The following is a 14624-nucleotide window of genomic DNA, read 5'->3' as shown; positions in this document are numbered from 1 at the left end:
GTTTTTAAACCGCTCCAATCATTTGAAGCAGCTTTCTATTATGTTAATGTATCCACAAACATCTGTGAAATTTGTGGGAAATTAAAATCAATTATTTATCCTGACTTTCCGGTAAATTGCTTTCTCCATTGGTAATACTAATACTTGTAGGAGTCACCAGCTGAATTTTATCCACATCAAATCTTTCTTTAATATTTAAATAGGCCTTACTTTTCACCTGTGCCAGATTCGCTCCTATTTTGATCCAGAACTTAACCTGAAGATTGAAGGAACCTTGTTTAAGATCAGTAAAAATAACTTCCGCAGTATCTAATTTATCTACATTATCAAGATTTTTAACTACTTCAAGAATGCTTTTTTGTGCTTTACTGATGTCTTCATCAGCAGGAATTTCAAAGTTTAGAATAATTCTGCGCTGAGGGGATGCTGTAATGTTGTAAAACGGAGCATTAAAGACTACCTGATTCGGGATATAGGCTTTCTTTCCATCGTCTGTAAGGATTTTGGTTGTTAAAAATCCAATCTCCTGTACCGTCCCGGAATGAGCTCCTATAGTAATATAATCTCCTACTTTAAAGGCTTTATCAATACCAATTAACATTCCAGAAAAGATACTTGAAACAAGGTCTTTTAAAGCAACCCCGGCAATAACCCCCGCTACTCCCAAACTTCCGATAAACTTCCACAGGAAACCACTGAGGCCCATAATTTCTAGGGAAATAAATGTTCCCATCAGCATAATTAAAAACCTGAATACGCTGATTAAGGTAACTAATGAGCTCTCTTTCTGGCTTTTTGGGAAGAACTTGTGAAATAATTTTACGGCAATTTGGCTCATGTATTTACTTGTAATAAGAAAGAATGTAAATACTAAAATACCGACAATCAGTTTAGGAGTAAGCTCTGCAAACGTTACATACCAATTTTCCAATACCTTATACACCATGTCTATGTAGGTGAGTCCGGTTTTCTCCATGAATAAAATTTTACATTAAAGATATAAATTTTCCAGGAAAATTTTGTTAGCATTAAAAAGTCTACTAAATTTGTAGACTAACAAACGCGAAATATTATGTCAATCAAATTAGGAGATACAGCACCCAACTTTCAGGCAGAATCGTCTTTAGGGGATATTAATTTTTATAATTATCTTGGAGATTCATGGGGAATTTTATTTTCACATCCGGCAGATTATACACCCGTATGCACTACAGAGTTGGGATATACTTCTAAATTACAGTCCGAATTTACCCAAAGAGATACCAAGGTGATTGCTTTGAGTGTGGATGGGGTAGAGGATCATCAGAATTGGGTAAAAGACATTAATGAAACCCAAAATACAGATGTACAGTTTCCGATTATAGCTGACAAGGAAAGAAAAATTTCTGAGCTCTATGATTTTATTCACCCTAATGCTTCAGCTACAGCAACGGTACGTTCGTTATTGATTATTGATCCCGCTAAAAAAGTAAGACTTATTATTACTTATCCTGCTTCAACGGGAAGAAATTTTAATGAAATCCTGAGAGTATTGGATTCTTTACAGCTTGTGGATAATTATCAGGTGGCTACTCCTGTAAACTGGCAGAATGGGGATGATGTAATTGTTCCACCTGCTGTTTCTACAGAGGATGCCATCAAAAAATTTCCTAAGGGAGTTACTGAGATAAAGCCATATTTAAGATATACGCCTCAACCGAATACATGATTTATTTGATTTTTTATAGTTTAGTTTTAATTTGTACGAAAAGCGGCCCGAAATTTATTTCGGGCCGCTTTCAATTTTTTTATAAGTATTTCAGTGATTACTTAACGTCATTGATGATTTGTTTACCCTTTGAAGTTGGTAAATAAATACTGAATCCTACGTTGAAAGTTAAAGTAGAAGTTAATCCCTCACTACCAAATCCTGCAACACCATTATATTTTACTAAACCTTCCACACCAATGTTTGGAGTAATAAAGTATGAATAACCAGGACCTGCTCCAAAATCTAAACCTGTTGTAGAATTAGATCCTTCAGTAGAAGTACCTCCAACACCTGCATTTCCTTCAAAGAACCATCTTCCATGGTGTAATAGGTTATCTACTCCTTTTTCACCCGGAGAAATATAATACCTACCTAAAGCACCAACTTTATAAACAAAATTAGTAGGTGATCCATTTGTTACTTTATTAAATCCTAAATCTACATAGCCTCCAACAGCAACATTGTCTTGAATAAAGTAAGCTGCTTTTGGCTGTAATGAAATATTATATCCACCACCTGTATTTAAACCAAAGTTACTGGCTACGATGCTACTTCCTACCATCCAATTACCTTTCTGAATCTGAGCGTTTGCAGTTGCTGTTAATCCTGCTACGGCTAATACTCCTGTTAAAATAAGTTTTTTCATAATTTATTATTTTAATAATTAAATGTTTATTATTCACGAATTATAGAAAAAACAATAAATGTGCCAGACTCTTAATTTTAGACAATTTTTCTAAATTAATGTTAATAATATCAATAAGATAGGATGCGTGTTTTTAACTTTATTATTGAATATTTCATAATTAATGATGAAAATGCTAAGAGGTCAGGAAAGTGATATTACTGAAGTTTTAAAAAATCTTAATTCTTAAATACACAAAAGAATAATAGATATAATAAGTCCTGCAATCGTAAATTTGATGCCTCGTTTGAAGGCTTTTGTTTTAGGATTAAACATCCAGAAACTTGAGATCACAAAGAAGAAAAGAGCCACTCCGAAAAATACACTTAAAGGCGCAATAGCATCTTTAGACTGTGATTTGTGAAGAGAAACCATTTTATCCAGTACAAAAGGTAATTCCATTTTTGAATACTTAGCTACCCCTGTTGCGGAATCATAAGTTCCTCTTTTAAAGTGAAGAAGAGTACCTTCAGTCTTTTCCACTTCAAGACCTTTCATCTTGAGTTCTTTTTTCAGTTCTTTTTCAGATAGGTTGGCAGATAAAGTCTTTTCATACTTTTTTTCACTCTTTAGAAAATCGGTGTCTCTATAGACCAAAATAATTCCACTTACAGCATACACAGCCATTATACCAGCCAGGAAATATCCCAGATAACGGTGGGTAATTCTCATGAAACTTCTTGTGTCTTTAATCTTATCCATATCGTTTTTGTTTTGTTTTTAAATTTCAAAAGTGGAAACTGCAAAAATGCAATTTCCACTTTTAATAAAGAAGTCATTATAAAGTTAATTCTACAGCTTGTATGTCAATGTAAAATAATAATTTCTTGGAGTAATTGGGTTTACTGAGTAATTTTCGTGAACGTTGTAGTTTACAACATCAAATAGGTTACCCACTCTTCCCTGGATAGAAAACTTATTCCACTCGTAACCAACAGATACGGAAACAGTAGTGTAGTCTTTTAGATCAAACATTCTACTCACGTTGTTTCTACTTGTATTTGTAGATTTTGAATCATTCCATCCCGCGATTCTGTCTCCAATGTAGTAGATTCCAGCTCCAACTTTTAATCCTTTTACATAATTTGTAAATTTATAGAAAACAGAAGCATTCGCTGTTGTAGCCGGTGTTCTTACCAATCTTTGTTTTTCAACGTATCCCTTTTCAGGAGTGTCAAGGTAAACAGAATTGTTATAAGAGAAACCTCCGATGATAGATAAATTTTCTGTCGGATTTCCTGTAATGTCTAATTCCACACCACGGCTTCTCATATTTCCTGCAAATTCTTTAAGATTGGTATCTGTTGAATTTACTGGTGCTGCATTGGGTGTAGTGCCAGGGATGAACCAATATGTTTGATAATAATTGTTGTACATAATCTGGTAAGCCGTTAAATTAACAGCTAAAGCATTGTTCCAGAAATTCTTTTTAACACCAATTTCATATTGATCAACTGTTGATGGCTTTATGCTTTGTTTTGATAAATTGGTTAACTGATCTTGAATTTGCGTAGCAGATTGATTGGTATTTACTGTACCAAATTGATCTGAAGTATATCCTGCATTGGAAGCAAACGAATTGGTATACGTTGCAAATACCGAAAGATTTTCATTTGGAGCATAAACCAACCCTACTTTTGGTGAGAATGCATTATCAGATGTTGAAGAATTTGCTACTTCAAATTTCTCGTTTGATCCAAAACGAGTGGTCAATGTAGGCATATTTTCTACATAAGACCATCTTAACCCGGCAATTACTTTTAGTTGTTTTGTTAAGCTGATAAAATCTTGTGCATAGATCCCAATTCTTCTTGTATTGATTCTGTTTCTTGTATTAAGAGTAGAATTTGGCATAGCAATATTTCCCCATGTTGAAGGATCATCTAAATAGAGAAGGTTTTTTGGGTCTGTAACATTATAAGCATAAGCATCTGCTTGGCTATAATCTGCATCTGAACCAATTAATACCTTATGGTTGATTTTTCCAGTATTGAATTCTCCATTGATGTTTACTTGTGCAGAAGTATAATTTTGTTCGTTGTAAGTTTTACCAAAAGGTCTTTTCCATGATAATCTGTTGGGATCTACCAATCCAGTTTTATCTTTAGTGTCATAGATCCATTGTACTCTTTCAGAAGAAAAATAATCTTTCGTATAGTTTTGATAAGAAGCTGTAGCATTTAAAGACCATCTTTCGTTAAATTGATGATTAAAAGTTACGTTCGTAGAAGCTTGCTGCACATTTTGATATTGCCAGTCGGTTCCGTAGAAAATGTTTCTGGATAAACCATCATTCAATCGGTAGCTTTGGTCTTTTTCAGTAATAGACCCAAGTCCGAAATCCGGAGTGAAGTTATTTTTAAGGTAATCTGCCTCAACTATTAATTGAGATTTATCACTTAAATTAAATAAGAATGAAGGATTGAAGTAATATTTTTCAGATTGTACAACATCTCTGAAACTTTCAGCATATTCATATGTTCCGTTTACTCTGAAAGCAATATTTTTAGATAATGGCCCGTACACATCAACTGTTGGCTTGTAAGAATTCCAGCTTCCGCCATTTAATCCTATGCTCCCCCCAAAATTGAATTTAGGCTTTTTCGTAATCATGTTGATAATACCACCTGCAGCAGTATTTCCGTAAAGCATAGCGTTGGCTCCTTTTAAAACTTCAACTCTTTCAAGACCACTTACCTCAGGGAAAACTCCACTGTTTATTCTTGATCCATTCTTGAAAATATTATCATTTCCTAAAATAAATCCACGTCCACCAAAGCTATCCTGAGAATTTCCTCTGGATGAAGTGATATACATCCCGTTTACATTCTGAAGAACATCACTCAATTGTTTTGCCTGCTGTTGCTCAATGATTTCATGTGTAACAATAGCAATAGGCTGAGGGGTTTCCATTACCGTCAGATTAGACTTTGTAGATAATGGTCGCGCCTGGTTGGGATTTCCTGTTTTATGAAGATTAATATCTTCAATTGTTTGAGTTCTGATGGTGTCTGCTTCAACGTTTTTCAGCTGCGCACTGGCTGAAACAGCGATAAATAGAAGACCTAAGGAAAGTAATTGTCTTTTCATTTTATTTTTATGTAGAACAGTTTTAAATAAGGCGCAAATGTAAGTATTTGTTTAGAATAGTTAAAAATAATTTTATGATTTTTATCACATCTTTTAAAGGTCAGGTATATGGATTGTTTCTATCCTTATTGTTAGTGCAGTATCCAGCGTTTTTTATGAATATATTTGTTGAAAAATTAAAATATGCAACTGGTAAAAGCAGGGCTTTGTGCCTTTGGTATGAGTGGAAAAGTTTTTCACGCGCCTTTTTTAAAAGAACATCCGGGGTTTTTCATTTCTGCAGTCGTGGAAAGAAGTAAAGAAGAATCTAAAGAGAAATATCCTGAAGCTACTATTTACCGTTCGGTGGAAGAAATGCTTCAGCATGCAGATATAGAATTAGTGATTATCAATACGCCGGTTCAGACGCATTATGAATATGCCAAAAAAGCTCTGGAAGCAGGGAAAAATATCATTGTTGAAAAACCTTTTACAGTAAATGTAGAAGAAGCAGAAGAATTGGTAAAGCTGGCAGAAGAGAAAGGATTATTTTTAAGTGTATATCAAAACAGAAGATTTGACCGTGATTTTCAACAGGTGCAAAAAGTTTTAAATGATGGAAAGCTGGGAAATATTAAAGAAGCCGAGATTCGTTTTGACAGGTTCCGTACTACACCAAGTGGAAAGCAGCATAAAGAAAATCCGGATCAGATAGGTTCAGGTTCATTGCATGATCTTGGAGCGCATCTTGTAGATCAGGCCGTACAGTATTTCGGGTATCCTGAAAAACTTTTTGCCGATGTATTTTCCATGAAAGGGCCGGCATTCGCCAATGATTATTTTGAGATCCTGTTATACTATAAAAATGATCTGAGAGTACGACTAAAATCATCGGTATTTACTAAAGAAGACCATTATGCCTATAAAATTCATGGAGACAAAGGAACGTTCCTGCAGGAAAGAACCGATAATCAGGAAAATGAATTGGTGGGCGGAGCCATTCCTGTCTATGGAAAAGAATGGATGCAGCCTTTGAAAGAAGCAGATGGAATTTTAAATTATCTGAATGAAAATTCAGAAACAGAAAGAATATTTACTTCAAGCGAAGCAGGAAATTATATGGGTTATTACCAGCAAATTTATGAACATATTGTTTTCGGATATCCTTTACCATCACCAGGAAAAGAAGTGATTCAGAATATGAAGATCATCGATGCTTCACTGAAAAGCTCAAAAGAAGAAAAAGTAATTATACTATAAATGATTAAATGTTATGAATGAGTTCAAAGTTCAAGGTTCATTATAGTCAGAAGTAGAACTTGTCTGCTCTTTTACTCTCAAACTCTTTGAACTCATTCATAATTCATCTATTTTTTACATGATTTCCTGAAGTTCAAGCCATCTCATCTCATGATTCTCCAGCTTTTCTGAAACTGTTTCCAGTTCAGCAGAAAGCTTGGCTATTTTTTCATAATCGGATTCGTTGTTAAGCTGATCCAAAATTTTTGTACGTTGCTCTTCCAGTTCAGGCATTTCTTTTTCAATGGTTTCTAACTCTCTTTGTTCTTTGAAAGTTAATTTCCTTTTCTGAGAACTGGACGATGAAGGAGTTTCTGTAACAACAACCGTTTCTTTTACCGGTTCAGGCTTTGCAACAGTATTTTTTTCTAAAGCTTCTTCACGGCTTCTGGCTTCACGATATTCCGAGAAGTTTCCTACAAAATCTCTGATTTTTCCATCTCCTTCAAAAGCAAGAACGTGATCTACAATTCTGTCCATGAAATATCTGTCGTGAGAAACGATGATTAAAGATCCCTGGAATTGCTGCAGGAAGTTTTCAAGAACAGTTAGTGTAGGAAGATCCAGATCATTTGTAGGTTCGTCAAAAATCAAGAAGTTAGGATTCTGATATAAAATATACATCAGGTGTAATCTTCTCTTTTCACCTCCCGATAATTTTGAGATAGGAGAGTATTGTGTTTGGTCGTCAAATAAGAATAATCTAAGGAATTGCGATGCTGAAAGACTTTTTCCATTCGCTAAAGGATAAAATTCTGCAATTTCCTTAATGAAGTCAATCACACGTTCATCCTCTTTATAAGTAAGACCTTTCTGGGCAAAATATCCGAAAGAAATAGTTTCTCCCGTTTCAATTTCTCCTTTGTCTACTTTTTCCAATCCCTGGATAATATTCAGTAGTGTAGATTTTCCGGCTCCGTTTTTTCCGATGATTCCTACCTTTTCACCACGTTGGAACTGATAGTTAAAATCTTTTAATAAGATTTTATTTCCAAAACTTTTATCAATATGTTTCAGTTCAAGAATTTTATTTCCCAGACGCTTCATTTCAAAATCAAGTTCAAGACCTTGTTTTCTGGTATCAGTTTTAGCAACCTTTTCGGTTTCATAAAAGGAATCAATTCTACTTTTGGATTTTGTGGTTCTTGCTTTAGGCTGTCTACGCATCCATTCCAATTCTTTTCTGTAAAGGTTGTTGGCTTTATCAATGGTAGCGTTAAGATTATCTTCACGAATCATTTTATTTTCAAGATATGTAGCGTAGGAACCATTGTGAACATAAAGATTTTTGTCTTCTATTTCCCAGATAATATCACAAACACTGTCTAGGAAATATCGGTCATGGGTAACAAGCAGTAATGTTATTTTTGCTTTGTTCAGATAGTTTTCAAGCCATTCTACCATATCCACATCCAAGTGGTTGGTAGGTTCATCCATGATTAGAAGTGTGTGTTTATGTTCAGCTCTGGTTTCTGTTAATAGTTTAGCCAAAGCAACACGTTTGACCTGTCCTCCGGAAAGAGTTCCCATTTTAGCCTCAAGATCAGTGATTTTAAGCTGAGAAAGGATCTGCTTCATCTCATTTTCAAGATCCCATGCTTTGTGGGCTTCCATGTCAGCCAATGCTTTTTCAATAAAGTCATGATCTGTAGAATGAAGAGATTTGTGGTAGTTTTTCAAAGCAAGGATAGGTTCAGAATCCAAAGTCATCATGAATTCATCAATGCTTAAATTGGAATCAAAATCAATTTCCTGATCGAATAAAACAACCTGAATATCTTTATTAATGATCGCAGTGCCGCTGTCTGCAATTTCTTTACCCATTAAAATTTTCAGAAGGGTAGATTTTCCACTCCCGTTTTTGGCAACAATGGCAATTTTGTCTCCTTCATTAATATGAAAGGAAATATTTTCAAACAAAACTTTGATGCCATAAGATTTGGTAAGATTTTCTGCAGAAACGTAATTCATTGGGAATTAATAGTTTGATTTTAATTTTGAACTGAACGGCAAAAATACGAAAATGTAACCATAAAATTTTCCAGAACCGGCTTTATAAAAACGAATATTTATGATTTATTAATAAACTATATCCATTGCCTTAAAAAACAATTCGGTAAATTTGATGATAGAGGTTTAAAAGTAGGAAGCTGGAAGAGGGAAGCTGAAAGTTATTATTGAACATGTTTTGATGAAGTTTTATCATTTCAATCATTAAAGACGGACTCCATTTATATGGGGAGCTTAGTATATTCCGCCATCCAGCTTCCAACCTCATAATATTAAAAAATAATAAAAATCTGATTTGAAGCAATGAAAAAAGTGATTATTGATATGGATGGGGTAATGGCAGATGTATATCCTCAGCTGATTGAATTTGAAAAAAGAGACTCTGGAATAGAAGTAGAACCTGATGCGATGACAGGCAAACCAGAAATGGACATTTTTCCCAATGGGAAAAAACATGTGAATGAAGTAGGGTTTTTCAGAACATTGCCGGTAATGGAAGGAAGTCAGAAAGCAATAGAATACCTGAATAGCAAATACGAACTGTATATTGTTTCTGCAGGAATGGAATTTCCGAACAGTTTAAGAGAAAAATACGACTGGCTGGCTGAGCATTTTCCCTTCATTACCTGGGAGCAGATTGTTCTTTGTGGAAGCAAGAAAGTAGTGTCAGGAGATGTAATGATTGATGATTATCCTAAAAATTTAGATCATTTTTCAGGGCAGAGACTGATCTTTACCCAACCTCATAATGAACTGATCGAAAATGAGACCTATAAAAGGGTGAATTCATGGGAGGAAATCATGGAGATTTTATAGAATAACAGCGGTAATTAAGCGTTTTTTAGAATTAATGCTCTAAAATGGGAAATATTTAGAATAATTTTAACTAAAAAGGAATTTAATTTAATAAGATGTTATGAATGTTGATGATTTTAAATAGATATGTTTGCATCAAACTTTTAACATGAAAAAACTTAGTGTTTTATCCTTTATTCTTACGGTTTCTGCCTTCAATGCACAGGTTGTTTCCGGAACCATTATTTCTAAAAATGAAAATCAGCCTATTTCTTATGTGAAGATTGGGGTAGATAAGAAAACTATTGGAACGATTTCGGACGGAAGCGGAAATTTTTCAATCGATCTTACTGGTCTGGACCCACAGCAAAAAGTAAAAATCGAAGTACCCGGATATGATCTGTATGAAGAAACAGTACAGAATTTCAAAAAGAACGATCAGCAGAAAGTATTTTTGAATGAGAAAACTAAAACCATCAAGGAGATTGCTATTAAACCTAAAAAGCTGGTAGATAAGAACTGGGGTGTAAAAACGAAAACCAAAAGTATTTTATATTTCGTTAATCCGGCAGGAGATAAAGCTGGTTTTCTGGGTGAAACAGCTTTGGAATTTAATGCAAAGAAAAGGTCTAAAATTAAGAATATTAATCTGAATATCGCCCGATATACTTCTACGGAACCGGTTATAATGCGATACAGCATTTATAGTGAGAAAGACGGTTTTCCGGATAAAAACTTACTTGACGAAGAAATTACAGTACAGCTTACTGAAGATATGATTAAAGACGGAACTTATACACTGGATGTTAATGACCATAACATTTGGGTGAAAGGAAAGTTTTTTGTAGGAATTCATTTTTTAAAAGCATTTAACGGAAGCATTAAAATCAGTGCTGCATTGTTCAAAACAGGATTCATCAGAGAGTTTTATGGAGACTGGAAAAAAATGACTATTGCTGCACCAGCTATTAATATCGACGTAAAAATGGATAAAAACGGAAAAGATACAAAAGACGATGATGGTGGCTATGTAGATGATGATGTCTCTCAGGGATGGATGGCAGATAATTCAAAAAATATAGAGGAAGCCAATCAGTCTATATATGGTAAAAATGAATCTGCAGGGAAATATTTAAAACTGAAAGATACTGATATGTATTATGAAGTATATGGTGAAGGTGAACCTTTGGTATTGCTTCATGGAAATTCAGGCAGCATCAAAGATTATTATCAGCAGATCCCGGTTCTATCCAAGCAATATAAAGTTATTGTGGTAGATACAAGAGGACAAGGAAAAAGTAAAGATACTTCCAAAAGAGATTTTACGTATAAATTATTTGCAGACGATGTAAAAGCATTAGCAGACGAGTTGAAGCTTGATAAAATTAATATTGCCGGTTGGAGTGATGGTGGAAATACAGGGCTTGAATTTGCACTGAAATATCCAGAACGTCTCAATAAATTGATAACGATCGGAGCCAATACTTTTCCTGAAGGAGTAGAAGAAAAGCTTATCGAACGTTTTACCAATCAGATGAAACAGTTGAATGATATGGCCCCTGAAGAAACATTTGGCGAACGCAGACTTTTAAAAATCATGTTGACGCAGCCTAATATTAGTAAAGATGATTTAAATAAAATAAAAAGCCCGGTTCTCGTTATTGCAGGAGATAGAGATGTTATCAAACCGGATCATACGGAATTTATTTCCAAACAAATTCCAAATGCTAAAAAGAAAATTTATAAGGACACCACCCACATGGTTCCTTTTGAAAAACCGGATCAGCTGAATGCAGACATTTTGAATTTCCTTGAGAAGAAGTAGGAAGGAAGCAGGAAGATGGAGGCTGGAAGTTAATGTAGGTTTGTCGATTTTGGTATGGTAATTAAATTGAACAGATTTCTTTTGGACGGTTGAGAAAATAAAGCGTAAAGTTGTTTTTTCAAACTTCGAAAACTTCCATCTTCCCGCATCTATCTTCCAAGCTTCTTAATCCAATGTCAGTCTTTTCAAAGACCAGGAATTACCATTGTAAATATCAAGATCTACCTTTGTATTAATTCCGTGAACAATTCCGTTTTCTGTAAATTGCCAAAAATCCCATTGGCTATCGGGAGATGGAGTAGGAACATCATTATAGTTGGCCAGCCATAGAGGGTAGCCTTCAAATTCCCCTTTCAAAAAATCTTTATAATAATGGTAGTATGTGTAAATGATAGGTTTCTCACCATAAGTCTCTTCTACGATTTTACACCATACCTTCAGGTCTTCTATTAATTTTTTATTCGTCTTTCGTTTCGGAATTTTTTCAATATCCAGAATAGGTGGTAAATCTCCACTTTCCAGTTTTACATTCGCTAAAAAATTATTTGCTTGGATCACCGGATCTTCATCAGCTCTGTAAAAATGATAAGCACCACGGATCAGATTGTGCTTTTTAGCCATTTCCCAAAACTCATCAAAATGTTTATCCGCACTTTTATTTCCCATGGTTGCCCGCATTACTACAAACTCAAGAGGAATGGTCTTGTTGCCAATGCTGAGGCTGTCCCATTTGATGTCCTCCTTATTTTGATAGTGAGAAACATCAAAGCCATAGGTTTTATCAAGATTGTTGGCTAATATTCTTTGAATTCTTGAACTTTCTTTTTCGCTGTTATGAAGTTTTTTATGGGTAAATTTATTAAAGTACAACGCATAGTAATAGCTTACGGATTGCTTAAGATAAAATCCCGTCCCGATTAAAGCTACAATTAAAATGGCTAATATCACCTTTCGACGGAAAAAATAGCTGTTCCGTCTGTTCTTATGGATCTGTTTGGCAGTTTTTTTGGTGTACTTTTTTGGTGTCATAAAGTTTTGCAAAACTAACTTTTTTCACTACTAAATGCTAAATAAAATCAGTAAATTTGTGTATTATGGAAACACGCGAAAAAATCATCATTATAGGAGGAGGATTTGCGGGGCTGCAGCTTGCAAAAACATTGAATAACAAGAACAAAAAGGTTATTGTTCTGGATCGTATGAACCACCACATGTTTCAGCCGCTTTTTTATCAGGTAGCCTCTGGAAGAATAGAACCTTCCAACATTTCTTTCCCATTCAGAAAGATTTTTCAGCAATCCAGAAACACTCAGTTCCGAATGACAGATGTAAAGGAAATTGATGCCGCTAACAATAAAGTTATTACTGATGAGGCAGAATTCACTTACGATAAACTTATCATTGCAACAGGCTGTAAAACTAATTTTTTCGGTAACAAAGAACTTGAAGGGAAAGCCTTCGGGATGAAGAATACCCAGGAAGCCATCAGTATCAGAAATCACATTTTGATGACCTTTGAAAAACTGATTATTGAAAAAAGCCGTAGCGATGACGGAAATTGGAATATCGTTATCGTAGGGAGCGGACCCACCGGTGTAGAGCTTGCAGGTGCTTTTGCCGAAATGAAAAAAGATATTCTTCCAAGAGATTATCCTTATATGAATTTCGATCATCTGAAAATCATTCTAGTAAGTTCTACAGAAAAACCTCTTGCTGTAATGAGCAGCGAAGCTCAGGAGAAATCTGAAAAATATATTAAAGATCTTGGGGTAACCTTTATGAGTGGAGAAGTGGTTACAGATTATGATGGGGATAAAGTGCATTTGAAAAGCGGGAAAGAAATACCGTCTAATAATGTCATCTGGGCTGCGGGAGTTACAGGAAATGTAATCGACGGTTTCCCTGAAGAAAAATTAGTGAGAAACAGATATATCGTAGACCGATACAACAAAATAAAAGGGTATGATAATGTGTATGCAATCGGAGACATTGCTTATATGGAAACCCCTAAATATCCACAGGGACATCCACAGGTTGCCAATGTAGCCATTAATCAGGCCAAAAACCTAGGAAAAAACCTGTTGAAGAAAACTCCGGGTGAATGGAATGAATATGAATACGATGACAAAGGCTCTTTAGCAACCATAGGAAAGCACAGAGCCGTTGTAGATTTACCATTTATAAAATTCCAAGGATTTTTAGCATGGTATTTCTGGATGTTTCTCCATTTAATGCTAATTTTGAGCGTTCGAAATAAGCTGGCTATATTCTTCAACTGGATGTGGAGCTATATCAACAAGGATTCTTCCTTAAGATTAATTATTATACCTACTAAGAAAAACGGAACATTACAATGAGAATTGATATCATAAGCGTACTTCCAGAATTGATGGAAAGTCCATTTAAAACCTCTATTTTAAAGAGAGCAATGGACAAAGGATTGGCAGAAGTACATTTTCATCACCTGAGAGACTGGGCAATTAATAAGCACAAACAAATTGATGATGAACCTTACGGAGGCGGAGCTGGAATGGTGATGATGGTAGAGCCATTGGATAAATGTATCTCAGAATTGAAGTCTCAAAGAGATTATGATGAGGTGATCTATCTGACACCGGATGGAGTAACGCTGAACCAGAAAATTGCCAATTCTCTTTCGATAAAAGAAAATTTGATTTTTCTTTGTGGACATTATAAAGGAATAGACCAGAGGGTGAGAGATCTTCATATTACCAAAGAAATATCTATTGGTGATTATGTGCTTACCGGTGGAGAGCTTGCTGCATGTGTATTAGCCGATTCTATCATAAGACTGCTTCCGGGAGTTTTAAATGATGAACAAAGTGCTTTGACAGACAGTTTCCAGGATGATCTTCTGTCGCCACCCATTTATACTAGACCTGAAGTCTATAAAGGGCTGGAGGTTCCTAAAGTTTTATTAAGCGGAAATTTTGGGAAAATTGAAGAATGGCGTCACGATGAAGCAGTAAGAATTACTAAAGAAAAACGTCCTGATCTTCTTTAATACAGCGTTTCAGGGTGTTTAAACCCTGTTTTTTTTATTTATTCTATTTGTCTACAGATTAAATGGAATAATATTTGTTATTATTGTAGATGAAAAGGAAAATATTATAAATTTTGGTCTTTTAATTGAATTTTTGTTTTCATTATTTTAAATTTTATTCATTATT

The 14624-nt window shown here is 34.7% G+C and carries 12 protein-coding genes; 6 read left to right on the top strand and 6 right to left on the bottom strand.

Translation table 11 applies throughout. The annotated features are described in order from the left end of the window. Positions 1-91 precede the first annotated feature (91 nt). A complete protein-coding gene (locus J2772_RS09405; RefSeq protein WP_209915974.1) occupies positions 92-976 on the bottom strand; it encodes a mechanosensitive ion channel family protein in 885 nt (294 codons plus the stop codon). 96 nt (positions 977-1072) lie between these two features. On the opposite strand from J2772_RS09405, the gene J2772_RS09400 reads away from it, so the two are divergent. Further along, entirely contained in the window at positions 1073-1708 is a 636-nt protein-coding gene (locus J2772_RS09400; protein WP_209915972.1) for a peroxiredoxin, read from the top strand. Between the two features lie 97 nt (positions 1709-1805). On the opposite strand, the gene J2772_RS09395 is transcribed toward J2772_RS09400, so the two are convergent. The 3 genes from J2772_RS09395 to J2772_RS09385 all read right to left on the bottom strand — a co-directional run bounded on the left by J2772_RS09395 (position 1806) and on the right by J2772_RS09385 (position 5525). Next, on the bottom strand, positions 1806-2396 hold the full coding sequence (locus tag J2772_RS09395) for a hypothetical protein (protein WP_209915970.1): 591 nt from the start codon (positions 2394-2396) through the stop codon (positions 1806-1808). Positions 2397-2621: 225 nt separating this feature from the next. Further along, positions 2622-3137, bottom strand: coding sequence for a hypothetical protein (locus J2772_RS09390; protein WP_209915968.1), 516 nt, complete (start codon positions 3135-3137; stop codon positions 2622-2624). A gap of 90 nt (positions 3138-3227) precedes the next feature. After that, a complete protein-coding gene (locus J2772_RS09385) occupies positions 3228-5525 on the bottom strand; it encodes a TonB-dependent siderophore receptor (RefSeq protein WP_209915966.1) in 2298 nt (765 codons plus the stop codon). A 183-nt stretch (positions 5526-5708) separates the two neighbouring features. Here J2772_RS09385 and J2772_RS09380 point away from each other — a divergent pair, with 183 nt between their 5' ends. Further along, positions 5709-6764: a Gfo/Idh/MocA family oxidoreductase gene (locus tag J2772_RS09380; RefSeq protein WP_209915965.1), complete on the top strand. Its 1056-nt coding sequence runs from the start codon at positions 5709-5711 to the stop codon at positions 6762-6764. Between the two features lie 114 nt (positions 6765-6878). Here the strand turns inward: J2772_RS09380 and J2772_RS09375 are convergent, their stop codons facing one another. Continuing rightward, positions 6879-8774, bottom strand: coding sequence for an ABC-F family ATP-binding cassette domain-containing protein (locus tag J2772_RS09375; RefSeq protein WP_209915963.1), 1896 nt, complete (start codon positions 8772-8774; stop codon positions 6879-6881). A gap of 342 nt (positions 8775-9116) precedes the next feature. Between J2772_RS09375 and J2772_RS09370 the strand changes: the two genes are divergently transcribed. Both J2772_RS09370 and J2772_RS09365 read left to right on the top strand, forming a co-directional pair. Next, positions 9117-9629, top strand: a complete 513-nt coding sequence (locus J2772_RS09370) for a 5' nucleotidase, NT5C type (protein WP_209915962.1) — start codon at positions 9117-9119, stop codon at positions 9627-9629. Positions 9630-9777: 148 nt separating this feature from the next. After that, on the top strand, positions 9778-11433 hold the full coding sequence (locus J2772_RS09365; RefSeq protein WP_209915960.1) for an alpha/beta fold hydrolase: 1656 nt from the start codon (positions 9778-9780) through the stop codon (positions 11431-11433). A gap of 165 nt (positions 11434-11598) precedes the next feature. Here J2772_RS09365 and J2772_RS09360 read toward each other — a convergent pair whose 3' ends face one another. Beyond that, positions 11599-12462 (bottom strand): glycoside hydrolase family 25 protein, encoded by an 864-nt coding sequence (locus tag J2772_RS09360; protein WP_209915957.1) that lies wholly within the window; start codon positions 12460-12462, stop codon positions 11599-11601. A 65-nt stretch (positions 12463-12527) separates the two neighbouring features. On the opposite strand from J2772_RS09360, the gene J2772_RS09355 reads away from it, so the two are divergent. Continuing rightward, a complete protein-coding gene (locus tag J2772_RS09355; RefSeq protein WP_209915955.1) occupies positions 12528-13790 on the top strand; it encodes an NAD(P)/FAD-dependent oxidoreductase in 1263 nt (420 codons plus the stop codon). Then, entirely contained in the window at positions 13787-14458 is a 672-nt protein-coding gene (trmD, locus tag J2772_RS09350; RefSeq protein ID WP_209915954.1) for a tRNA (guanosine(37)-N1)-methyltransferase TrmD, read from the top strand. Before J2772_RS09355 ends, trmD begins: the two co-directional genes overlap by 4 nt. Positions 14459-14624: the final 166 nt, after the last annotated feature.

The sequence above is a fragment of the Chryseobacterium jejuense genome (genome assembly GCF_017877355.1).
GTDB classification, from domain to species: domain Bacteria; phylum Bacteroidota; class Bacteroidia; order Flavobacteriales; family Weeksellaceae; genus Chryseobacterium; species Chryseobacterium jejuense_A.
Note: the sequence above shows the minus strand (reverse complement) of the source record. Positions and strands in the feature narration are given on the sequence as shown.